General features: G+C 70.2%; 20 protein-coding genes and 2 tRNA genes. 7 read left to right on the top strand and 15 right to left on the bottom strand.

The window, feature by feature from the left end; translation table 11 throughout:
- Window positions 1-130 precede the first annotated feature (130 nt).
- Window positions 131-790, top strand: a complete 660-nt coding sequence (locus MHO01S_RS16840) for a pentapeptide repeat-containing protein (protein WP_060958548.1) — start codon at window positions 131-133, stop codon at window positions 788-790.
- Window positions 787-1,362 carry a GNAT family N-acetyltransferase gene (locus MHO01S_RS02390; RefSeq protein WP_082734059.1) on the top strand — a complete coding sequence of 192 codons (576 nt, stop codon included), beginning with the start codon at window positions 787-789 and terminating at the stop codon, window positions 1,360-1,362. The genes MHO01S_RS16840 and MHO01S_RS02390 overlap by 4 nt, the downstream gene beginning before the upstream one ends.
- Before the next feature lie 116 nt (window positions 1,363-1,478).
- Here MHO01S_RS02390 and MHO01S_RS16605 read toward each other — a convergent pair whose 3' ends face one another.
- Complete coding sequence (locus tag MHO01S_RS16605) at window positions 1,479-2,306, bottom strand: endonuclease domain-containing protein (RefSeq protein ID WP_060958547.1); 828 nt, start codon at window positions 2,304-2,306, stop codon at window positions 1,479-1,481.
- Window positions 2,307-2,577: 271 nt separating this feature from the next.
- Between MHO01S_RS16605 and valS the strand changes: the two genes are divergently transcribed.
- Window positions 2,578-5,154 carry a valine--tRNA ligase gene (gene valS, locus MHO01S_RS02400; RefSeq protein ID WP_060958546.1) on the top strand — a complete coding sequence of 859 codons (2,577 nt, stop codon included), beginning with the start codon at window positions 2,578-2,580 and terminating at the stop codon, window positions 5,152-5,154.
- A 1-nt stretch (window position 5,155) separates the two neighbouring features.
- The gene (locus MHO01S_RS02405; RefSeq protein ID WP_060958545.1) at window positions 5,156-5,404 is read left to right on the top strand and encodes a hypothetical protein; all 249 of its coding nucleotides are present in this window, start codon (window positions 5,156-5,158) and stop codon (window positions 5,402-5,404) included.
- A gap of 15 nt (window positions 5,405-5,419) precedes the next feature.
- On the opposite strand, the gene MHO01S_RS02410 is transcribed toward MHO01S_RS02405, so the two are convergent.
- The 3 genes from MHO01S_RS02410 to MHO01S_RS02420 form a co-directional block, all read right to left on the bottom strand.
- Window positions 5,420-5,992 carry a dihydrofolate reductase family protein gene (locus tag MHO01S_RS02410; RefSeq protein WP_061781830.1) on the bottom strand — a complete coding sequence of 191 codons (573 nt, stop codon included), beginning with the start codon at window positions 5,990-5,992 and terminating at the stop codon, window positions 5,420-5,422.
- Window positions 5,993-6,055: 63 nt separating this feature from the next.
- Window positions 6,056-7,357 (bottom strand): MFS transporter, encoded by a 1,302-nt coding sequence (locus tag MHO01S_RS02415; RefSeq protein WP_060958544.1) that lies wholly within the window; start codon window positions 7,355-7,357, stop codon window positions 6,056-6,058.
- Window positions 7,354-7,974, bottom strand: coding sequence for a winged helix-turn-helix domain-containing protein (locus MHO01S_RS02420; RefSeq protein ID WP_061781786.1), 621 nt, complete (start codon window positions 7,972-7,974; stop codon window positions 7,354-7,356). The genes MHO01S_RS02415 and MHO01S_RS02420 overlap by 4 nt, the downstream gene beginning before the upstream one ends.
- Before the next feature lie 71 nt (window positions 7,975-8,045).
- Here MHO01S_RS02420 and MHO01S_RS02425 point away from each other — a divergent pair, with 71 nt between their 5' ends.
- Entirely contained in the window at window positions 8,046-10,103 is a 2,058-nt protein-coding gene (locus MHO01S_RS02425; protein ID WP_060958542.1) for a M3 family metallopeptidase, read from the top strand.
- 48 nt (window positions 10,104-10,151) lie between these two features.
- Here MHO01S_RS02425 and MHO01S_RS02430 read toward each other — a convergent pair whose 3' ends face one another.
- From MHO01S_RS02430 to MHO01S_RS02455, 6 genes are all read right to left on the bottom strand, one after another.
- On the bottom strand, window positions 10,152-10,703 hold the full coding sequence (locus MHO01S_RS02430; protein ID WP_231734856.1) for a hypothetical protein: 552 nt from the start codon (window positions 10,701-10,703) through the stop codon (window positions 10,152-10,154).
- 5 nt (window positions 10,704-10,708) lie between these two features.
- Entirely contained in the window at window positions 10,709-11,977 is a 1,269-nt protein-coding gene (clpX, locus tag MHO01S_RS02435; RefSeq protein ID WP_060958541.1) for an ATP-dependent Clp protease ATP-binding subunit ClpX, read from the bottom strand.
- Window positions 11,978-12,135: 158 nt separating this feature from the next.
- Window positions 12,136-12,801 (bottom strand): ATP-dependent Clp protease proteolytic subunit, encoded by a 666-nt coding sequence (locus MHO01S_RS02440; RefSeq protein WP_060958540.1) that lies wholly within the window; start codon window positions 12,799-12,801, stop codon window positions 12,136-12,138.
- An 11-nt stretch (window positions 12,802-12,812) separates the two neighbouring features.
- Window positions 12,813-13,397 (bottom strand): ATP-dependent Clp protease proteolytic subunit, encoded by a 585-nt coding sequence (locus tag MHO01S_RS02445; protein ID WP_060958539.1) that lies wholly within the window; start codon window positions 13,395-13,397, stop codon window positions 12,813-12,815.
- Window positions 13,398-13,653: 256 nt separating this feature from the next.
- Window positions 13,654-15,132, bottom strand: a complete 1,479-nt coding sequence (gene tig, locus MHO01S_RS02450) for a trigger factor (RefSeq protein WP_061781787.1) — start codon at window positions 15,130-15,132, stop codon at window positions 13,654-13,656.
- Window positions 15,133-15,203: 71 nt separating this feature from the next.
- Window positions 15,204-15,277: transfer RNA gene (locus MHO01S_RS02455), tRNA-Pro, on the bottom strand.
- Between the two features lie 106 nt (window positions 15,278-15,383).
- Between MHO01S_RS02455 and MHO01S_RS02460 the strand changes: the two genes are divergently transcribed.
- Window positions 15,384-15,457, top strand: a tRNA-Gly gene (locus MHO01S_RS02460).
- A gap of 23 nt (window positions 15,458-15,480) precedes the next feature.
- Here the strand turns inward: MHO01S_RS02460 and MHO01S_RS02465 are convergent.
- Complete coding sequence (locus MHO01S_RS02465; protein ID WP_060958537.1) at window positions 15,481-16,020, bottom strand: gamma carbonic anhydrase family protein; 540 nt, start codon at window positions 16,018-16,020, stop codon at window positions 15,481-15,483.
- Between the two features lie 132 nt (window positions 16,021-16,152).
- Here MHO01S_RS02465 and MHO01S_RS02470 point away from each other — a divergent pair, with 132 nt between their 5' ends.
- Window positions 16,153-16,638: a Dps family protein gene (locus MHO01S_RS02470; protein ID WP_060958536.1), complete on the top strand. Its 486-nt coding sequence runs from the start codon at window positions 16,153-16,155 to the stop codon at window positions 16,636-16,638.
- A 67-nt stretch (window positions 16,639-16,705) separates the two neighbouring features.
- Here the strand turns inward: MHO01S_RS02470 and MHO01S_RS02475 are convergent, their stop codons facing one another.
- The 4 genes from MHO01S_RS02475 to MHO01S_RS02490 are packed head-to-tail and all read right to left on the bottom strand — an operon-like array spanning window position 16,706 to window position 20,499.
- On the bottom strand, window positions 16,706-18,202 hold the full coding sequence (locus tag MHO01S_RS02475) for an amidohydrolase (protein WP_060958535.1): 1,497 nt from the start codon (window positions 18,200-18,202) through the stop codon (window positions 16,706-16,708).
- A 5-nt stretch (window positions 18,203-18,207) separates the two neighbouring features.
- Window positions 18,208-18,921: an FMN-binding negative transcriptional regulator gene (locus MHO01S_RS02480; protein ID WP_060958534.1), complete on the bottom strand. Its 714-nt coding sequence runs from the start codon at window positions 18,919-18,921 to the stop codon at window positions 18,208-18,210.
- Between the two features lie 37 nt (window positions 18,922-18,958).
- Entirely contained in the window at window positions 18,959-19,957 is a 999-nt protein-coding gene (locus tag MHO01S_RS02485; RefSeq protein WP_060958533.1) for an Fpg/Nei family DNA glycosylase, read from the bottom strand.
- The gene (locus MHO01S_RS02490) at window positions 19,957-20,499 is read right to left on the bottom strand and encodes a ribose-5-phosphate isomerase (protein ID WP_060958532.1); all 543 of its coding nucleotides are present in this window, start codon (window positions 20,497-20,499) and stop codon (window positions 19,957-19,959) included. Before MHO01S_RS02490 ends, MHO01S_RS02485 begins: the two co-directional genes overlap by 1 nt.
- Window positions 20,500-20,532: the final 33 nt, after the last annotated feature.

Here is a 20,532-nt window from a genome sequence, read left to right on the forward strand (position 1 = left end):
TACTGCGGCTGTGACGGGCCTGCCCCGCGCGGTTCTAGCGGCCCCGTGAGGGACTTTCTTCCGCGAGCTCCCCGGTGATGGCCGGATCGTTGCTGATCAGCCCATCATACCGTCCGCGTAGGCTCGAGGCATGGCCGCGCGCTCCCGCACCCCTCTCGCCCCTCGCACGGGAGCCCCCGACCTGCCGGCGGTGCTCGAGGAGGTCTCCGCCGTCCATGCCCGCGACGACCTGCTCGGCGTCGCGCTGGTCGGCCTCGGCGGCGACGTGGATGCCGCGCACGCCCGCATCGGCGAGTCGCGTCTGGCCGGGGCGACGGTGGGTCATCTCGATCTCACCGGCACGACGCTCGTCGATGTGGCCGTCGACGACCTGCGGGCCGTCGAAGTCATCGCCCGCGACGGCACCTGGCGCAACGTCGAGATCTCCGGCGGCCGCATCGCGACGCTCGACGGACTCCGTGCGCGCTGGGACAGCGTGGTGCTGCGCGGTGTGCACGTCGATTACCTGTCGCTTCCCTCGGCGGAGGTGACGGACGTGCTCTTCGTCGACTGCCGGTTCGGGACGATCGACCTCCCCGAGGGCCGGCTGACGCGCGTGGCGTTCCAGGGATGCCGGGCCGACGAGGTCGACACCCGCGGTCTCCGCGCCGCCGATCTCGACCTGCGCGGCCTCGAGGCGTTGTCCTTCACCGATGCGCGCTCCCTGACGGGTGCCTGGCTCGAACCCCGACAGGCGGAACTGCACGCGGCGACGTTCGCCCAGGCCCTCGGCATCCGGATCGCGACGTGATCCTCGCGACCCCACGCCTGGAGCTCCGCGAGATGACCGACGACGAGCTGCCGGCCCTTCGACGGATTCTCCAGGATCCGCAAGCCATGCGCGCTTATGAGGGCGCGTTCTCCGAGGAGGAGACGAGGCAGTGGCTCGATCGCCAGGTGCGGCGCTACCACGACGACGGTCACGGCCTGTGGGCCGTCGTCCACCGCGATTCCGGCGAGATGATCGGCCAGTGCGGCGTCACGCGTCAGCGCATCGACCTGGACGAGGTCGTGGAGGTCGGTTACCTCTTCGAACGGGCGCACTGGCACCGCGGGTATGCCGTCGAGGCGGCGTCGGCATGCCGCGACTGGGCCTTCGCCACCCTGCCGATCGACGAGCTGTACGCGAAGGTGCGGGCGACGAACGTGGCCTCCATGAACGTCGCGATCCGGCTGGGCATGACGGTCCGGCGCACCTTCACGACGCACTACCGCGGCGTCGACATGCCGCACCTCGCCTTCGCCGTCGATCGCGCGAGCTGGAGGCGCGGCGCGGTCGCGTCGTCACGCGCCGACCGATCGCGAGGAGATGTCGAGAGCTGAGGACGGGATGCCGGTGGGTGCTCCTCGGCATCCGCCATCTCCTCGGCATCCGGCGGCTCCTCGGCATCCGGCGGCTCCTCGGCATCCGGCGAGGGACCGGCGTCCGGGTGGTGCGCTCAGCGGGCGATGTGCAGCCCTTGCGCGACTGCCCGCATGACCAGTGCCTGCACCTCGTGCCAGCGGTGGACGACCTGGGCGTAGCCGACACGGATGACGTGATAGCCGAGCAGCATGAGCTCGGCGTCGTGGGCGATGTCGCTCGTGCGCTGCGCGCCGACGTGCGTCCCGCCGTCGATCTGGAACACCAGCCGTGCGCCGATGAGGAAATCCACGCGGTGGCCGGCGATCCACACCTGCGGAACGATCGGCACGCCCAGCCAGCTCAGGCGAGCGATGAAGAGGGTCTCGAGTCCCGATCCCGAGTACGGGCTCGCCCGATCGAGCAGTTCCCGGGCGGCGCCGCGAAAGGGCAGGCGGCGGAGCTCGTCGAGCGTCACGAGCTTGTGGTCGAGTGCCGATTCCCACACGATCAGCGCCTCCTCGAACGGGAGGCACTGCGCGACGAGAGCCAGGACGTTCTCGATCTCGTCGACGAGGGCGTCGGGATGGCGGGGCACGATCGGCTGCGCCCAGTGCACGTGTGCGCGGGGCGCGCGTACCGCGCCCGATCGCGGCGACGCCGCCACGTGCGGCTGGGCGGTGCGTTCGAGCAGCCACAGGCCGAGTCGTTCCGCTTGGGTCACGCACGAGATCACCACCCCGGCGCGGGCCGCCGCCGTGAGATGTGGGTCCGCGTCGGGGAGCGCGACCCAGCCCTTGCGCGGACGCGACAGTCGTCGGGTCTCGACGGCCGCGCGCAGCTGCCGTTCGCTCCAGCCGCGTTCGCGCAGCCGCCGCACGCGCACGATGCCGCCCGCACCGCGCACGTCGTCTTCGATCCCCATGCGACCACCGTGCCGCGGTGCGGCGCCTCAGGTGGCGCCATCGACGGCTCCGTGGACTATCGGTGCGGCCCCCGGGGCTGTGGAGGGGCCGGCGGCGCGGCCGGACGCCGCCCGATCCCGAGGAGATGTCGAGAACCGAGGACGGGATGCCGGTGCCAGCTCCTCGGCATCCGCCAGCTCCTCGGCATCCGCACTCGGCCGGTAGACTGGGCGGACATCCACACTCAGGCACGCTCACACAGTGCCGCACATATCGCTCGAGGAGACCTCCATGTCGAACGCGCAGATTCCCGACAAGCCCGCCCTGGAAGGCCTCGAGCAGAAGTGGGATGCCGCGTGGAGCGCGGCCGGCACCTACCTGTTCGACCGCGACGCCGCCAAGGCCAAGGGTCGTGCCGGAGTCTTCTCGATCGACACGCCGCCGCCGACCGCATCCGGGTCGCTGCACATCGGCCACGTGTTCAGCTACACGCACACCGACGTCAAGGTGCGCTTCGAGCGCATGCGCGGCAAGACCGTCTTCTACCCGATGGGCTGGGACGACAACGGTCTGCCGACCGAGCGCCGCGTGCAGAACTTCTACGGCGTCCGCTGCGACACGTCGCTGCCCTACGACCCCGACTTCACTCCCCCGTTCCGCGGCGACGCGAAGAGCCTCAAGCCCGCCGACCAGGTGCCCATCAGCCGCCGCAACTTCATCGAGCTCTGCGAAGAGCTGACCCTGGAGGACGAGAAGGCGTTCGAGGACGTCTTCCGCCAGCTCGGACTGTCGGTGGACTGGACGCAGACCTATCGCACGATCTCCGACGACACGATCCGCACGAGCCAGCTCGCGTTCCTGCGCAACCTCGAGCGCGGAGAGGCCTATCAGGCGCTCGCGCCGACGCTGTGGGACATCGACTTCCGCTCGGCGATCGCGCAGGCTGAGCTTGAGGACCGCGAGCAGCAGGCCTCCTACCACCGCCTCGCCTTCCACAAGGGCGACGGCTCGGGCGACATCCACATCGAGACCACTCGCCCCGAGCTCCTCGCCGCGTGCGTCGCGCTCGTCGCGAACCCCGCGGACGAGCGCTACCAGCCGTACTTCGGCACGACGGTGCGCACGCCCGTCTTCGACGTCGAGGTTCCGGTGCTCGCCCACCCCCTCGCGCAGCAGGACAAGGGCTCGGGCATCGCGATGGTCTGCACCTTCGGCGACGTCACCGACATCATCTGGTGGCGCGAACTCGACCTGCCCAACCGCACGATCCTCGGCCAGGACGGTCGCATCCTCGCCGAGGCGCCCGACGCGCTCGTGACGGATGCCGCCAAGAGCGCGTACGCCGAGATCGCCGGCCTCACGGTCTTCAGCGCGAAGAAGAAGATGGTCGAGCTCCTCGAGGCGTCGGGCGAGCTGCTCGAGGTCTCGACCCCGTTCAGCCACCCGGTGAAGTTCTACGAGAAGGGCGACCGCGCCCTCGAGATCGTCTCGACGCGCCAGTGGTACCTGCGAAACGGCGCCCGCGACGAGGCGTTCCGCGACAAGCTCATTGCGCTCGGCCAGGGCATGAACTGGCATCCCGATTTCATGCGCGTGCGCTACGAGAACTGGACCAACGGCCTCACCGGAGACTGGCTCATCAGCCGTCAGCGTTTCTTCGGCGTGCCGATCCCGGTCTGGTACCCGTTGGACGAGAACGGCGACCGCGTCGAGGGCGGCGTGATCACGGCCGCGGCCGCGAGCCTGCCGGTGGATCCGACGACCGACGTGCCGCCCGGGTTCACGGAGGCTCAGCGCGGCGTCCCCGGCGGGTTCGAGGGCGAGAAGGACATCTTCGACACGTGGGCCACGTCGTCGCTCACGCCGCAGCTCGCGGGCGGGTGGCAGCGCGACGACGAGCTGTGGAACCTCGTCGCGCCGTTCGACCTGCGCCCGCAGGGCCAGGACATCATCCGCACGTGGCTGTTCTCGACGATGGTGCGCTCCGCCCTCGAGGACGACAGGGCTCCGTGGACGGATGCCGCCATCAGCGGCTTCATCGTCGATCCCGACCGCAAGAAGATGTCGAAGTCGAAGGGCAACGTCGTCACGCCGGCCGACATCCTCGATCAGCACGGCACCGACGCGGTGCGCTACTGGGCGGCCTCGAGCCGGCTGGGCGCCGACGCCGCCTTCGACCCCCAGAACCCGACGCAGGTCAAGATCGGCCGTCGGCTCGCGATCAAGGTCCTGAACGCGGCGAAGTTCGTGCTGTCGTTCCCCGTGCCCGCGGGCGCCGAGGTGACGCACGCCCTGGATGCCGCGATGCTCGCGACCCTCGACCAGGTCGTGCGCGACGCGACGAAGGCGTTCGAGGCCTACGACCACGCCCGCGCGCTGGAGATCACCGAGGCCTTCTTCTGGACCTTCTGCGACGACTACCTCGAGCTCGTGAAGGAGCGCGCCTACAACCAGACCGATGTGGGCCAGGCCTCGGCCGCGCTCGCACTGCGGATGGCCCTCTCGACGCTGCTGCGCCTGCTCGCGCCGGTGCTCGCGTTCGCCGCGGAGGAGGCGTGGTCGTGGTTCGAGGACGGTTCGGTGCACACCGCGCCCTGGCCCGAGCCGGCGGGCATCGACGGCGACCCCGCGATCCTCGTCGCCGCGAGCGCCGCGCTCATCGGCATCCGCCGTGCGAAGACGGAGGCCAAGGCGTCGCAGAAGACGCCGGTCGCGCGCCTCGTCCTGCGCGGGGATGACGCGACGATCGCCGCACTGCGCCTCGCCGAGGGCGATCTCAAGGCCGTCGGTCGGATCTCCGACCTGCAGCTGGTCGGCGGCGGCGAGGCCCTCGTCGTGGATGCCGTCGAGCTCGCGCCGGAGGCCTGAGATGCAGCTCGGAACCCGATGGACGAGCGGCGACGAGCCGCCCGCGGCCGTTCCGGCGGTGCTGCGAGGGCAGATCCACGCCGTCGATCGTGCGCTCCCCCGCGACGAGCTGGGACAGCCGCGTCCGCGGTGGACCCTCACGTTCCTCGAAGGCCGCCCGATCGCGGAACTCGACACCGGTGTGATCGTGGAGGCCACGGCATCCGGCGAGGTGGTCGTGCGGCACGACGACGAGGACGACTTCGCCTGACTGCGGGAACGGCCGTCAGTCGGTGTGCCCGACTGCGGCCTCGACGCGGTAGACGAGGCGGGCGAACGGACCGACCGCGTCGGCACGGCGCAGGGTGAGGCGGTCGGACTCGATGCGTCGCGGCAGCACCGGCGCGCCGCCGCCGAGTGTCACGGGTGCGATCGACACGGCGATCTCGTCGAGGGCGCCGGCGTCGAAGAACTGGCCGGCCAGGTCGCCGCCGCCGACGACCCAGATGTCGCGATCGCCTGCGGCCGCACGGATCTGCGGCAGCGCCTCGGCGACCGAGCCGGACACCAGGGTGACGTCCGCACCGACGGGGACCGGGAGTGCACGCGTGGTGAAGACGAAGGTCGGCTTGTCCGCGTAGAGCTGTTGCCAGCGTTCGGGGTGCGAGAGCAGGTCTTCGGCGGCGAGCACCCACTCGTAGGTGGTCGATCCCTCCACGAGGACCCCCGCATCCGACGGCAGCAGCTCCGGGTCGGGTTCCGCGTCACCCGCCGCGGCGAACAGCCACGCGAGCGCGTTGTCGGCGTCGGCGATGAACCCGTCGAGCGAGGCGGCGGTGTCGTAGATGATTCGTGCCATGCCGACGACGCTAGCGGCGGTCACCGACACCGACGCCCCTCCGACGCGGGGGCCGCGCCCGTCTCACGGCAGTTCGGCTCCCGCCTCGCGGGTTCCCACGATGAGCAGCCGCACGCCGAGCAGGGCGACGATGGCCGTCGCGGCGCCGCCCACGAGGAACGGCAGACGCAGATCGACACGGGCGACCAAGCCGCCGAGGATCGTCGCGATCGGGAACAGCCCCCACGTCACGGTGCGGGCCACTCCGAGCACGCGGCCGAAGATCTCGGGGGGCACGATCTGCTGGCGGAGACTGCCCCACGGCACGTTCCAGATCGACACGGCGCACGCCGCGAGGGCGAACGCGATGATGGCGGTCCAGATCGACGGAGCGAGCCCCGTGAGGAGCATGGCGATGCCGCCGCTGAAGATCGCCCAGAACATGACCGGCCCGCGACCCCAGCGCGCGACCAGGCGCGGTGAGACGAGGGAGCCGCAGAGGGCGCCGACGCCGATGCCCGCCGTGACGAATCCGATCGCGGCCGCGGGCACGGCCATGGCGTCGATGAAGAACAGCACGAGGACGGCCTGCGCGAAGGCGAGGGCGCTTCCGGTGAAGGCCGTGAACATCACCATGGTGCGCAGATACCGGTGGTGCCAGAGATAGGCGAGGGCGTCGCGCGTGCCGGTCCGCGGCGCGGGTGTCGTGTCCGCAGTGGCGGTCGCGGCCGTGTCGCCGCGGAGCGAGCGCGCCGCCGACAGCGGCAGCAGCAGGGCGAGCACGACCGGCACGAGGTAGCCCGCCGAGCCGATCCACAGCGGAAGGGCGAGCGAGACGGCGAACAGCACACCCGAGATCGGCGTCGCGATGAAGCTGTCCACGGTGACCTGGGCGGCTTGGACCCACCCGTTGGCGCGATCCAGCTGATCCCGCTCCACGACACCGGGAATGACCGCGTTCGTGGCGTTGTCGAACAGGGTCTCGCCGAGGCCGAAGATCAGGGTCGCGGCGAACAACGCCCAGAGGGTGAGTCCTCCGGAGGCGCCGAGGATCGCGAGCCACAGTGCGACGCCGCCGCGGATCACGTTGGCCAGCGCCATGACGTAGCGACGGTCGAGCCGGTCGACGATCATGCCGGCCGGCAACCCGAAGACCAGCCAGGGCAGGAAGGCGAGCGCGGTCAGCACCGAGATCACCAGAGGGTCGGAGCTGAGCGTGATGGCGATCAGCGGCACGGCCGTGCGGCCGATGCCGTCGGCGAGGTTGCTGAAGACGGCGGCCGACCAGAGGGTGCGGAAGCCCCGGCCCAGCGGACGCTTGTGCACGGGCACGTCCGGTCCGGATGCCGGCGCGGCGGCATCCGGAGAAGCGGTGGGAACGGTCATGAGCTGAGTCCTTCGTCGGGGAGGGGGAACAGGTCGGTGCGGATGCTGACCGGGCGCAGGCCCTCGCCGGTCTGGTCGCGGTAGAGATCGACGTAGCGCAGCACGACCTCGTGGATCTCGGTCGCCAAGGCCTCCATCTGCGCGGACGTGAGCCGCAGCGTGGAGGTGGCGATCATGGCCTCGGCCTCGTCGAGACTCTCGGCGGAGATGAGCGTCTCGTTGACGTAGCGCATCAGCTGCTGATGGCGGCGGGTGAGGAACTCGCTCATGACGAGCTGGGTCGCGGCCTTGCCCGCGGGCGTCTTCATCGCCTCCGGGTTCGTGAAGGAGATGCCGCCCTTGGGGCGCTCCCACCAGCGCTCCCGCCCCGTGCCGCGGTCGCTGACTTCGCGGATGAGATCGTGCTTGGCGAGGGCGCGCAGGTGATAGCTGGTCGCGCCGGAGGACTCCCCCGTCATCGCCGCCAGGGAGCTCGCCGTCTGGGGGCCGTACTGGTTGAGGATGTCGTAGATCTCGATGCGGAGCGGGTGCGCGAGCGCGCGCAGGGCGCCGGCATCGAGCCGGCGCTCCTCCTCGCGCGCGTTCGGGACGGCAGGGGCCGCGTCGTCTGTGGTCATGGTGCAAAGATAGCGTTGCAAAGAATGCTTTGCAAGGTAATCTTTGCACGGAACCGGCCTACGCTGGTGTCATGACCGACGTCGATCCCCACCCCCTGCTGACGCCCTCCTCCCTGCCCTACGGACTCCCCGACTATCCCTCGATTTCGCCCGCGCACTATCTCCCCGCCTTCACCGCGGCGTTCGCCCGCCACCGTGCGGAGATCGACGCGATCATCGGCGATGAGTCCGCCCCGACGTTCGAGAACACGATCGTCGCGCTCGAGCGTGCCGGCGACCTGCTCGGTCAGGTCTCGCGGACCTTCTACACCGTCTCCTCCGCCGACGCGACGCCCGAGATCCAGCAGATCGAAGAGACCCTGGCGCCGCTGATGGCCGCGCACCACGATGCCGTGCAGCTGGACAGCGCCCTCTACGCGCGCGTGCGCGCCGTGTACGAGAGCCGCGAGGGCCTCGACCTGTCACCGGAGGAACGCTATCTCGTGGAACGCCGGTTCCGCGAGATGACGCACGCCGGCGCCGGCCTGGACGATGCCCAGAAGGCGCAGCTCACCGAGCTGAACCAGCACCTCTCGGTGCTGACGACGACGTTCGAGAAGAACCTCCTGGCCGACACGAACGAGCTCGCGGTGGTCTTCGACGACGCGGACGAGCTCGACGGTCTCACCGACGGCGAGCTGTCCGCCGCCGCGCAGAACGCGGTGGATCGCGGCCTCCCCGGGCGGTATGTCGTGACGCTCACGCTGTTCACCGGGCATCCGTATCTGTCCAGCCTCACCCGGCGCGACAGCCGCCGCCGACTACTGGAGGCATCGCGCGCCAGGGGGTCTCGGGGAAACGCCCACGACAACCGCGACGTGCTGCGCCGGATCGTGCGCCTGCGTGCCCAGCGGGCGGCGCTGCTGGGCTACGAGAACCACGCGGCCTACGTCACGAGCGACGAGACCGCGGGCTCGCCCGAAGCCGTGCACGCGCTGCTGCGGGAGCTGGCGGCACCGGCGGCGGCGAACGCCCGCTCCGAGCAGGCGGCGCTGCAGGCGATGGTGGATGCCGAGTCCGCACCCTTCCCGCTCGAGGCGCACGACTGGGCCTTCTACACCGAGCGGGTGCGGGCGGCCGAGTACGACCTCGACCGCACCGCGCTGCGTCCGTGGTTCGAGGCCGAACGGGTCCTCATCGACGGCGTGTTCCATGCGGCCACGGCCCTGTACGGCATCACGTTCACCGAGCGCCCCGACCTTCCCGCGTACCACCCCGACGTGCGGGTCTTCGAGGTCCACAACGCCGACGGGTCGGAGCTGGGGCTGTTCCTGTTCGATCTGTACACGCGCGACACCAAGCGGGGCGGTGCGTGGATGAACTCCATCGTCACGCAGTCGCGTCTGCGCGGCACGCGTCCCATCGTCGTCAACAACCTCAATGTGCCCAAGCCCGCCCCCGGGATGCCGACGCTGCTGACCCTCGACGAGGTCACCACCCTCTTCCATGAGTTCGGCCACGCGCTGCACGGCCTGTTCGCGACCGTCACCTTCCCCCACTTCGCGGGGACGGCGGTCTTCCGCGACTTCGTGGAGTTCCCGAGCCAGGTGAACGAGATGTGGATCCTCTGGCCCGAGATCCTCTCGGCCTACGCTCGGCACGTGGACACGGGCGAGCCGCTCCCCCAGGACGTCGTCGACAAGCTCCACGCCTCCGAAGCCTTCAACCAGGGCTTTGCGACCAGTGAGTACCTCGCCGCCGCCTGGCTCGATCAGGCCTGGCACTCCCTCGACCTCGCGGCCGCGGACGCCGTCGAGGACGTGGCGGGCTTCGAGGCCTCCGCCCTCGCGGACATCGGTCTGGACAACCCCGTCGTCCCCACCCGCTACTCCTCCACCTACTTCGCCCACGTCTTCTCGGGCGGGTACAGCGCCGGCTACTACTCGTACATCTGGAGCGAGGTGCTCGACGCCGACACCGTCGAGTGGTTCAAGGAGAACGGCGGGCTCACACGTGCGGGAGGCGACCGCTTCCGCGAGCGTCTGCTGGGCGTCGGAGGCTCGAAGGATCCGCTCGAGGCCTACCGGGACTTCCGCGGTCGTGACGCGGTCATCGCGCCGCTGCTCGCCCGCCGGGGTCTCGCCGGCTGACGCGCGTGCGTGCGGGCGGCCGGGCACCGTGCCCCGGCCGCCCGCACATCACGGGGTGGACGTCGGTGTCGCCGGCGCCGGAGACGCCGAAGCGGTCGGCGATGGGGACGGGGTCGCCGGGGGGATGCTGGCGGGGCAGTCGATCGGGCGGTACCACGCGCGGCTCTCTCGCACGTGGAAGCGGAAGCACTCCTGAGCGCTGCCCGCCGCGACCCCGGGCTGGAACAGCTCCCTCGACGGCTGGGAGCCGACGTCGACACGGATCGCGACGTCGACGCGGGCGCCGTCCGCGTCGGAGGTCGTGCCGCGCCAGGCGTAGGGGTCGATGTGGGCGCCCCCGATGTCGCCGAACTGCGTGGCGGCGAGAGTCTCGGCATCCGTGGCCGTGTGGGGCGCCGACAGGCGGTGTTCGAGCGCACGCGCCGCGGCATCCACACGATCGTGCGCGATCGACTCCCCGTCGCGCGGTCCGAAGGCGTGCATGAAGGTCACGGCACCGACGCCGGCGACGATGAGGGCGGCCATGATCGTCGCGAGTGCGATGCGGAGGACGCGAAGACCCGTGCTCTGCGGCGTGCGGGCCGGATCCGGTGCCGTCACCGGGGTCAGGCGCTCTTGCGCTTGTGCTCCAGCACGAGGGTCGGCGGAGCACCTTCGGTCACGGCGGCGCGGGTGACGATCACCTTGGCGACGTCTTCTGTCGAGGGGATCTCGAACATGATCGGACCGAGGACGTCTTCGAGGATCGCGCGCAGACCGCGGGCGCCGGTCTTGCGGGCCACGGCGAGATCGGCGATCGCGCGGAGCGCGTCCTCCTCGAACTCGAGCTCGGCGCCGTCGAGCTCGAACATGCGCTGGTACTGCTTGACGAACGCGTTCTTCGGTCCGGTGAGGATCTCGATCAGCGCGGTCTGGTCCAGCGGAGCGACGGAGGTGACCACGGGCAGGCGACCGATGAACTCGGGGATCAGACCGAACTTGTGCAGATCCTCCGGCTCGACCTCGCTGAACAGGTCGAGCTCCTTGCCCTTCTCCTGCAGGGGGGCGCCGAAGCCGACGCCGTGCTTGCCCACCCGCGACGAGATGATGTCCTCGAGACCGGCGAACGCACCGGCCACGATGAACAGCACGTTCGTCGTGTCGATCTGGATGAACTCCTGGTGGGGATGCTTGCGGCCGCCCTGCGGAGGCACCGAGGCCACGGTCCCCTCGAGGATCTTCAGCAGCGCCTGCTGGACGCCCTCGCCCGACACGTCGCGGGTGATGGAGGGGTTCTCGGCCTTCCGGGCGATCTTGTCGACCTCGTCGATGTAGATGATGCCCGTCTCGGCCCGCTTGACGTCGAAGTCGGCGGCCTGCAGAAGCTTCAGGAGGATGTTCTCGACGTCTTCGCCGACGTAGCCCGCCTCGGTCAGTGCCGTCGCGTCGGCCACCGCGAAGGGGACGTTCAACCGCTTCGCGAGGGTCTGCGCCAGATAGGTCTTGCCGCATCCGGTGGGGCCGAGGAGCAGGATGTTGCTCTTCGCGATCTCGACCTCATCGGCCCGCTGCTCGGCGCTCTGCAGGGTGCCGTGGGCGCGGACGCGCTTGTAGTGGTTGTAGACGGCGACCGAGAGGGCCTTCTTGGCGGCATCCTGGCCGACGACGTACTCCTCGAGGAACGAGAAGATCTCGCGCGGCTTGGGGAGGTCGAAGTCGCTGACGACGCCGTCGGAAGACTCCGCCATGCGCTCTTCGATGATCTCGTTGCACAGCTCGACGCACTCGTCGCAGATGTACACGCCGGGACCGGCGATCAGCTGCTGCACCTGCTTCTGGCTCTTGCCGCAGAAGGAGCATTTGAACAGGTCGGCGCTCTCACCGATGCGAGCCATGATGCCCCTCCTCCAGAAAACTCTCAGGGATGCGTTTCGAGCCTAACCGCTGAGACCGACATCTCGGCGGATTGCGACACGGAAGTGAACGTCTCGACGTATGACGAGGCCCCGTCGTCGGCGGGACGACGGGGCCTCGGTCGGCGGATGCCGCGGGATCAGGCGGTCAGCGCCGCGGGAACCCGCTTGCGCGAGGTCAGCACCTGGTCGACGATGCCGTACTCGAGCGCCTCGGACGCCGAGAGGATCTTGTCGCGGTCGATGTCCTTGTTGACCTGCTCCTGCGTGCGGTTGGTGTGCCGGGCCATCGTCTCCTCCAGCCACGTGCGCATGCGCATGATCTCCGCGGCCTGGATCTCGATGTCCGACGCCTGGCCGTGTCCGGCCTCGCCGACGGCGGGCTGGTGCATCAGGATGCGGGCGTTCGGCAGCGCGAGGCGCTTGCCGGGGGCGCCGGCGGCCAGCAGCACCGAGGCGGCCGACGCGGCCTGGCCGAGCACGACGGTCTGGATCTGCGGCGACACGTACTGCATGGTGTCGTAGATCGCGGTCATGGCCGTGAACGAGCCGCCCGGCGAGTTGATGTACATGACGATGTCGCGATCGGGGTCCTGGGACTCGAGCACGAGCAGCTGAGCCATGACGTCGTCGGCCGAGGCGTCGTCGACCTGCACGCCGAGGAAGATCACGCGGTCTTCGAACAGCTTGTTGTACGGGTCCTGGCGCTTGTAGCCGTAGGCGGTGCGCTCCTCGAACTGGGGCAGGATGTAGCGGCTGGAGGGCATCTGGAAGCCCTGCGGGATGCCGGCGGTGGGCATGTTCATGATCGGGTCCTTCAGTTCTTGGTGCCGCCGCCGCCGATGACATCGGTGGCCGATTCGCGGATGTGGTCGACGAAGCCGTAGGCGAGGGCCTCCTCGGCGGAGAACCAGCGGTCGCGGTCGCCGTCGGCGTTGACCTGCTCGACGGACTTGCCCGTCTGCGCCGCCGTGATCTCCGCGAGACGCTTCTTCATGTCGAGGATGAGCTGCGCCTGGGTCTGGATGTCGCTCGCGGTTCCGCCGAAGCCGCCGTGGGGCTGGTGCAGCAGCACACGAGCGTTGGGCGTGATGTAGCGCTTGCCCTTCGTGCCGGCGGTGAGCAGCAGCTGGCCCATCGATGCGGCCATGCCGATGCCGACGGTGACGATGTCGTTCGGCACGAACTGCATCGTGTCGTAGATCGCCATGCCGGCCGTGATCGACCCGCCGGGCGAGTTGATGTAGAGGTAGATGTCCTTCTCGCTGTCCTCGGCCGCGAGGAGCAGGATCTTGGCGCAGATCTCGTTCGCGTTCTCGTCACGCACCTCCGACCCGAGCCAGATGATGCGGTCTCTCAGCAGCCTGTCGAAGACGCTCGTAGCGACAAGTGGTTCAGCCATGGATACTCCTGATTCCGGGTTTCCGTACGCCATTGAATCTATCTGCGCGCGCCGTCCGCCTCGCCCGTGTTCGCCGTCGGCGGAGCACCGTGTCGGGCGCGCCGTCTCGGGGACGACGAAGGGCCGGATGCCGTGGCATCCGACCCTTCGCACCGGGGTACCCGGTCGTTGAGCGAGCGCAGCGAGTCGAACGCTCCCCCGCCGCGCCCGGTCGTTGAGCGAGCGCAGCGAGTCGAAACGCTCCGCGCCGCGAGCTTTACTCGGCGTCCGCCTTCTTGGCCGGAGCCTTCTTGGCGGCGGGCTTCTTCGCGGCCGGCTTCTCGGCGGCGTCCGCGTCGGCCTTCTTGGCGGCCGGCTTGCGGGCCGGGGCCTTCTTGGCGGGCTTCGCCTCGGCGTCGGCGGCCTCGTCGGCGATCTCCTGCGCCTCGGCGACGACCTCTTCCTCGGCCTCCGCCTCGTCCTCGACGATGAAGCCGGTCAGGTTGACCGTCTTGCCGTTGGTGTCGACGACCGACACCTTGCCGAGCGCGATCGCGAGGGCCTTGTTACGGGCGACCTCGCCGACCATCGCCGGGAGCTGGTTGCCCTGCTGGAGCGCGTCGACGAACTCCTGGGGCGCCATGCCGTACTGTGCGGCGGACTGGATGAGGTACTGGGTCAGCTCCTCCTGCGAGACCTGCACGTCGTGCGCCTCGGCGAGCTTGTCGAGGATCATCTGGGTGCGGAACTGCTTCTCGCTGGCCTCGGTGACCTCGGCGCGGTGCTCGTCGTCCTCGAGGCGTCCCTCGCCCTCGAGGTGGGCGTGAACCTCGTCCTCGACGAGCTGCGCGGGAACGGGGATCTCGACCTTGGCGAGGAGGGCCTCGATGAGCTTGTCGCGCGCCGCGGCGCCCTGGACGTACACCGACTGCTCGGAGACGCGCTCGACGAGGCTGTCGCGCAGCTCGGCGATGGTGTCGAACTCGCTGGCCATCTGGGCGAAGTCGTCGTCGGCCTCGGGAAGCTCGCGCTCCTTCACGGCGGTGACGGTGACGGACACCTCGGCCTCGTCGCCGGCGTGGTCGCCGCCGACGAGCTTGCTGCGGAACGTCGTGTCCTCACCGGCGGTGAGCGACTCGACGGCCTCGTCGATGCCCTCGAGCAGCTCGCCCGAGCCGACCTCGTACGAGACGCCCTCGGCGCGGTCGATCTCGGCACCGTCGATGGTGGCGACTAGGTTGAGCTCGACGAAGTCGCCCTTCGCCGCGGGACGGTCGACGGTCACGAGGGTGCCGAAGCGGCCGCGGAGGCGGTCGAGCTCGGCGTCGACGGCGGCGTCGTCGGTCTCGACGGCATCCACCTCGACCGTGACGTCGTCGAGGGCGGGCAGGTCGAACTCGGGGCGGACGTCCACCTCGACCTCGACCTTGAGGTCACCCGAGAAGTCCTTGTCGCTGGGCCACTCGATGACCTCGGCGGACGGACGGCCGACGATGCGGATCTCGTTGGCGGTGACGGCTTCGCGGTAGAAGTTGTCGAGGCCTTCGCTCACGGCGTGCTCGATCACGGCGCCGCGCCCGACGCGCTGATCGATGATCGGCGCGGGGACCTTGCCCTTGCGGAAACCGGGGATCTGGATGTCCTGGGCGATGTGCTCGTACGCGTGCGAGATGCTCGGCTTGAGCTCGTCCGGGGTGACCGTGATGTGCAGCTTGACCCGCGTCGGGCTGAGCTTCTCGACGGTGCTGGTGACCATGCCTGTTGTTCTCCTCGTGTCCGGACGCGCACGTGCACGTCCGTGGTTTCTTAGGTCTTGGGGTCGTTCTGTCGGGGCGACAGGATTTGAACCTGCGGCCTCCCGCTCCCAAAGCGGGCGCTCTACCAAGCTGAGCTACGCCCCGGGCGCGCACTCACCGTTGCAGGTCGCGTGCGCCGTCTAACGGCCGTTGGTCAGTCTAGCCGACAAGACCTTGTAGACTCTTCGGGATGCCGCTTCCGCGCGGCCTCGGGGATGTAGCTCAATGGTAGAGCCTCAGTCTTCCAAACTGATGGTGCGGGTTCGATTCCCGTCATCCCCTCCACAGCTTCACTTCGCGACCTGCGCTCACCGCGCGTCCGACGCCGCGGCGTGGGATGCCGAATGCGCCCGGTAGATCTGGGCGTTGCGGAGGATCCCGGCCTTCTCCTCGTCGGTCAGCTCTCGGCGGACCTTGGCCGGGACGCCGGCGATGAGCGATCCGTCGGGGATGACGGCGCCTTCGAGGACGACCGCTCCCCCGGCGATCAGACACCCCGAGCCGATGACCGCGCCCGACAGGATCAGGCTGCCCATCCCGATGAGCGAGCCGTCGCCGATCCGGCAGCCGTGCACGACCGCGTTGTGACCCACCGAGACGTCGCGTCCGATGACCACGGGGTGGCCGGCATCCACGTGGACCGAGACGTTGTCCTGCAGGTTGCTTCCGGCTCCCACCGTGATGGCGGCGCTGTCGCCGCGGACGACGGCGTTGTACCAGACGCTCGCACCCTCTTCGAGGGTCACGGCGCCGACCAGGCGCGCGCCGGCCGCGACGAACGCGCTCTCGTGTACCCGCGGCGTACCGGCGGGAATCGACAGGATCGAGGCTTCTACGGCGATCGTCATGACGCCGACGATAGTCGCCCTACCAAATTCACGGCTCGTGCGTAAGCCCAGCCTTCTCTTCCTTGCGGAATGAACGGGGCTGAGTAGCGTTGACAGCAACGGGGGACAACCCCGACGAACGGAGACGAGAACATGACCAAGACGCAGAACATTTCCATGACCGCTGCCGGCCCCGAGGCGGCCGCCGGCACCGCCCAGTTCCTGACGCCCGTCGTGCTCGGCCTGCAGGCTCTCGCCGTCAACGGCAAACAGGCGCACTGGAACGTGCGCGGAGCGAACTTCATCGCGATCCACGAACTGCTCGACCAGGTCGTCAGCAACGCTCAGGGCTTCGCCGACCTCGCCGCCGAGCGGATCGTCGCCCTCGGCCTGCCGCTCGACGCCCGCGTGTCGACGGTGGCCGAGAAGACCGGCACCACCGCCGTCCCCGCCGGCTTCGCGCAGTGGCAGGACGAGATCGTCGCCGTCGTCGCCGACATGGATGCCGTCATCGCCGACGTCCAGGCCGCGATCGACGGGCTCGACGAGACCGACCTCACCAGCCAGGATGTCGCCATCGCGATCAAGGCCGGCCTCGAGAAGGACCGTTGGTTCCTCTCGGCTCACCTCGCCGCGTAACCGCGTCTTCGACGCAGAACGGAAGCCCCGGGCCTGTCGCCCGGGGCTTCCGTCGTTGCACGGCGCCTCACGCGACGTGGGTGAGCCGGCCTTCGATCATCGTGGCGCGCGCCGCCGTCGCCCTCAGCTCGGTCTCCGACGCGCCGAGGGGGTCGCGGTCGACGACCACGAGATCCGCCCGGTCGCCCGGGAAGAGCGCCGAGCCCGAGAGCGATCCGCCCCACGTCGATGCGGCCAGCGCGGTCGCGGCATCCACACCTTCCTCGGGGTGCCAGGCGGGCCGGCCATCGCGGGTCCGGAAGACCGCGGCGGCCATCGCGGCCCACGGATCGAGCGGCGCGACGGGCGCGTCCGAGCCGAACAGCAGGTTCGTGCCGGCGGCGGCGAGCGAGCGCAGCCCGTACGGCAGACCCGTCTGCGTCGCCCAGACCGTGTCGGTGATGTCGCGGTCGTCGATGGCATGCTCAGGCTGAACGCTCGCGCCCACCCCCAGGCGCGCGAAGCGCGGAACATCGGCGTGGGCCACGAGTTGCGCATGCTCGATCGTCCCGGTGGCGCCGCTGGCGGCGAACGCGTCGAGCGCGTGGGAGTTCGCGACGTCGCCGATCGCATGGACGGCGCATTCCAGACCGCCGCCGGTCGCGCGCACCATCAGCTCGACCAGGGCATCGGGCGGCACGGTGAGCACGCCGTGGTTGTGCGGGTCACCCGGGTACGCGTGCGAGCATGCGGCGGTGCGGGTGCCGAGTGAGCCGTCGGTGATGACCTTCAGCGGGCCGACGCACACGAGTCCGGCGGGGTCCAGCGCGTCGCCGGAGGCCAGGCCCTCGGCGAGCGCGCGCTCCAGCTGCCCGGGATAGATCCCGAAACGGATGCGGGTCGTGTCGAAACCGGCATCCAGCCGGCGGGCCCACGCCTCGGCGTTCCAGGCCATGTCGAGGTCGACGACGCCGACGATGCCGCGCGCCGCCGCCGTCTGCAGCGCCGACCGGACGAGGCGGTCGCCGATCGCGGGGTCGGCGGCGTTGAGGCGCCGCGAGATCTCGAAGGCGGGCTCCTCGCGGAGCACACCCGTGTCGTCGACGGGGAAGCCCTCACGCTGGAGGGCGGCGGTGTTGAGCCAGACGCTGTGCACGTCGGCGTTGATGAGGTAGGTGGGCACCGTCCCGGTCGCCGCGTCGAGGGCCGCGAGGGTCATCTCGTCGGCCCAGAGCGCGTCGCGGAAGCCGCTTCCGACCCGGCGACCATCGGCGAGCACGGCCGCCCGGCCCATCCGTGAGGCTGCGTCGGCGGCCGACGTCGCGTCGCCGAGAGGCTCGCGCTGCGCCACGAGCGCCCACTGGACGGTGTGGACGTGGTGGTCCCAGAGGCCGGGGATCACCCAGCCGCCGTCGGCGTCGAGGACTGTCCCCTGCCGCGGCAGGGCACGGGCGGGGGCGATGTCGACGATGCGGCCGTGGGACAGGTGGATGTCCACCGCATCCGCTCCGAACGGGTCGAGCCGGTCGCCGCCGGTGAGGCGCACGTCGGCGATGACGTCGACCGACTCGCCGCGCGAGGGCATCCCGCTCACAACTCCTCCTCACCGGCGCTGCGGGGTGTAGCCGCGGCGTCTGCCGCCGTGTTCTGGCGGAGTTGCGCCGCTCGGCCGGCGCGGATCGCCGCGTGGGCACGGCGCATCTCGCCCGCCAGTCGCTGATCGGCGTACGGGCTGTTGCCGGCCTCCAGCTGCACCACGATCTCGTCCACGGTCTCGTCCGGCCGGTTCTGACTGAGCTTGCGTTTGGCCACCACGCGCGTCGGCGTGAGACGGAAGCCGACGGTACCCCGCTCCAGCCGCCGCACGTACTCCTCGTCGTTGGGCGGCTGCCACATCAGTCGCGGCTGCGGGAGTCCGCTCTCGAACCGCGCGACGAGGCGGTCGAGCACGCGCAGGTTCTCGTCCGGCGTGAGGATTTCGGGGATGCCGGACAGGTGCACCGCCACGTAGTTCCAGGTCGGCACGTTGGGCCCCGGCGGGTACCAGCCGGGCGAGATGTAGCCGTGCGGGCCCTGGGCGACGATGAGCAGTTCGCGCTCCCCCAGCCCGTGCACCGCATCATCGGGCTTGCCGACGTGTCCGACGACCGTGAGGTCGTCGCGCTCCTCGTCCAGCAGGACGGCGTAGTGGGAGGCGACGAGCCCTCCGTCGGAGGCGCTGACCAGCGTCATCCAGGGATTCAGCTCGAGGATGCGGCGAAGCTCCCCGACATCCGTCATCGCGAAGCTGGGGTTCTGTCTCATCCGCTCTCCTCCACCCCGGCGGCCTGGGCCGCCGTCGTCACTTCTGGCAGCTCGGGCACCAGTACAGCTTGCGTGCGCCCATCTCCTCCAGCACGATCTCCGTGCCGCACACCCGGCAGGGCAGGCCGGCCCGGTGATACACCCAGTGCCGGTCGTCTCGGCTCGCCATGGCCCGGCGGTACGCCTCCGGGTCGAGGTCGTCCATCGTCATCATCTGGCCGGTCTCGACGCCGATCACGAGCAGGCGGGCCCAATCCCGCCACAGTTCCCGGACGACCTCCTCGGGCACGAGCTTGCCCGGCGTGTGCGGGTCGAGCAGCGCCCGGTAGAGGAGTTCGGCGCGGTAGACGTTGCCGATGCCGCTGACGACCGACTGATCCATCAGCAGCAGCCCGATGGGGGTGGGCTTGCGGCGCACGGTCGTCACGAAACGCTCTTCGCCCTCGCCGAGGTCGTCGACCAGCGGATCGGGTCCGAGCTTGGCGATCGTCGCCTGCACCTCGTCCGGCGTCTGCAGCTCGCACGCCGTCGGTCCGCGCAGATCGGCCGAGGTCACGGCGGTGAGCAGACGCAGCCGCACCTGCCCGACCACCGGCGGCGGCCACTGGTCGTCGTCGGCGCTCTCGAGCCCGCGCGTCTGCTCGCTCATCCGCACGTGCACACGGGTGCGACGCGGCGCTCCGATCGAGCTCAGCGAGTTCTCGCCGGCGTCGTCGAAGACGGCGTCGAGATCGGTGCCGCGCTGGTTGGTCTGACCCATCCGGCCGTTGGCGGACGCGATCGTCGGATCGACCTCGATCTCGCCGGCGAAGTCCCACGCGCCGTACATGCCGAGGTGCACCCGCAGCCAGACGTCGCCGTCGAAGGCGAGGAACATCTGCTTGCCGACGGCGCGCACCTCGACGGCTTCGCGTCCGTCGATGACGGCGGCCCCCTCGGCGAAGCGGCCCTGCGGGCTGGATGCCGCGACCTCGCGGCCGACGATGTTGCGCTCGAACTGCCGCGCGATGCGGTGGACGGAGTGACCCTCGGGCATCAGCCGGCTTCGGGGTCCAACGCGTCGGCCGACTCCCCACCGACCGGGACGCCGGCCGTCGCGCGGGGGTCGGGGAGCAGGGAGCCGTCGTTCTCGAACGCCGCGAGCTGGGCGATGCGGCGCGCGTGCCGTTCCTCCCCCGAGAACGGCGTGGCGATGAAGCGGTCGATGAACGCGATGGCCTCGGTGACCGTGTGCTGGCGCGCACCGATCGAGATCACGTTGGCGTCGTTGTGCTCGCGGGCGAGTTCGGCGGTCGCGAGGTTCCAGACGAGGGCGGCGCGGATGCCGCGCACCTTGTTCGCGGCGATCTGCTCGCCGTTGCCGGAGCCGCCGAAGACGACGCCGAGCGTCTCGATGCCCGCGGCCTGGTCGCGCACGACGGCTTCGGCCGCGCGGATGCAGAACGCCGGGTAGTCGTCGAGGGGGTCGTACTCGATGGGGCCGTGGTCCACGACGTCGTGGCCCTGTTCGGCGAGGTGGTGCTGCAGCTGCGTCGAGAACTCGAGCCCCGCGTGATCGGTGGCGATGTGGATGCGCATGGTCACCATCCTAGGGACGGCCGCGACCGCGCG

Origin of the sequence: Microbacterium hominis NBRC 15708, assembly GCF_001592125.1 — a bacterium.
GTDB classification, from domain to species: Bacteria; Actinomycetota; Actinomycetes; order Actinomycetales; family Microbacteriaceae; genus Microbacterium; species Microbacterium hominis.

Bases quoted from the DNA above. Each gene is read 5' to 3' on its own strand.
- MHO01S_RS16840 (WP_060958548.1), top strand. From the start codon at position 131: ATGGCCGCGCGCTCCCGCACCCCTCTCGCCCCTCGCACGGGAGCCCCC.
- MHO01S_RS16605 (WP_060958547.1), bottom strand. From the start codon at position 2,306: ATGGGGATCGAAGACGACGTGCGCGGTGCGGGCGGCATCGTGCGCGTG.
- valS (WP_060958546.1), top strand. From the start codon at position 2,578: ATGTCGAACGCGCAGATTCCCGACAAGCCCGCCCTGGAAGGCCTCGAG.
- MHO01S_RS02405 (WP_060958545.1), top strand. From the start codon at position 5,156: ATGCAGCTCGGAACCCGATGGACGAGCGGCGACGAGCCGCCCGCGGCC.
- MHO01S_RS02410 (WP_061781830.1), bottom strand. From the start codon at position 5,992: ATGGCACGAATCATCTACGACACCGCCGCCTCGCTCGACGGGTTCATC.
- MHO01S_RS02415 (WP_060958544.1), bottom strand. From the start codon at position 7,357: ATGACCGTTCCCACCGCTTCTCCGGATGCCGCCGCGCCGGCATCCGGA.
- MHO01S_RS02420 (WP_061781786.1), bottom strand. From the start codon at position 7,974: ATGACCACAGACGACGCGGCCCCTGCCGTCCCGAACGCGCGCGAGGAG.
- MHO01S_RS02425 (WP_060958542.1), top strand. From the start codon at position 8,046: ATGACCGACGTCGATCCCCACCCCCTGCTGACGCCCTCCTCCCTGCCC.
- clpX (WP_060958541.1), bottom strand. From the start codon at position 11,977: ATGGCTCGCATCGGTGAGAGCGCCGACCTGTTCAAATGCTCCTTCTGC.
- MHO01S_RS02440 (WP_060958540.1), bottom strand. From the start codon at position 12,801: ATGAACATGCCCACCGCCGGCATCCCGCAGGGCTTCCAGATGCCCTCC.
- MHO01S_RS02445 (WP_060958539.1), bottom strand. From the start codon at position 13,397: ATGGCTGAACCACTTGTCGCTACGAGCGTCTTCGACAGGCTGCTGAGA.
- tig (WP_061781787.1), bottom strand. From the start codon at position 15,132: ATGGTCACCAGCACCGTCGAGAAGCTCAGCCCGACGCGGGTCAAGCTG.
- MHO01S_RS02465 (WP_060958537.1), bottom strand. From the start codon at position 16,020: ATGACGATCGCCGTAGAAGCCTCGATCCTGTCGATTCCCGCCGGTACG.
- MHO01S_RS02470 (WP_060958536.1), top strand. From the start codon at position 16,153: ATGACCAAGACGCAGAACATTTCCATGACCGCTGCCGGCCCCGAGGCG.
- MHO01S_RS02475 (WP_060958535.1), bottom strand. From the start codon at position 18,202: ATGCCCTCGCGCGGCGAGTCGGTCGACGTCATCGCCGACGTGCGCCTC.
- MHO01S_RS02480 (WP_060958534.1), bottom strand. From the start codon at position 18,921: ATGAGACAGAACCCCAGCTTCGCGATGACGGATGTCGGGGAGCTTCGC.
- MHO01S_RS02485 (WP_060958533.1), bottom strand. From the start codon at position 19,957: ATGCCCGAGGGTCACTCCGTCCACCGCATCGCGCGGCAGTTCGAGCGC.
- MHO01S_RS02490 (WP_060958532.1), bottom strand. From the start codon at position 20,499: ATGCGCATCCACATCGCCACCGATCACGCGGGGCTCGAGTTCTCGACG.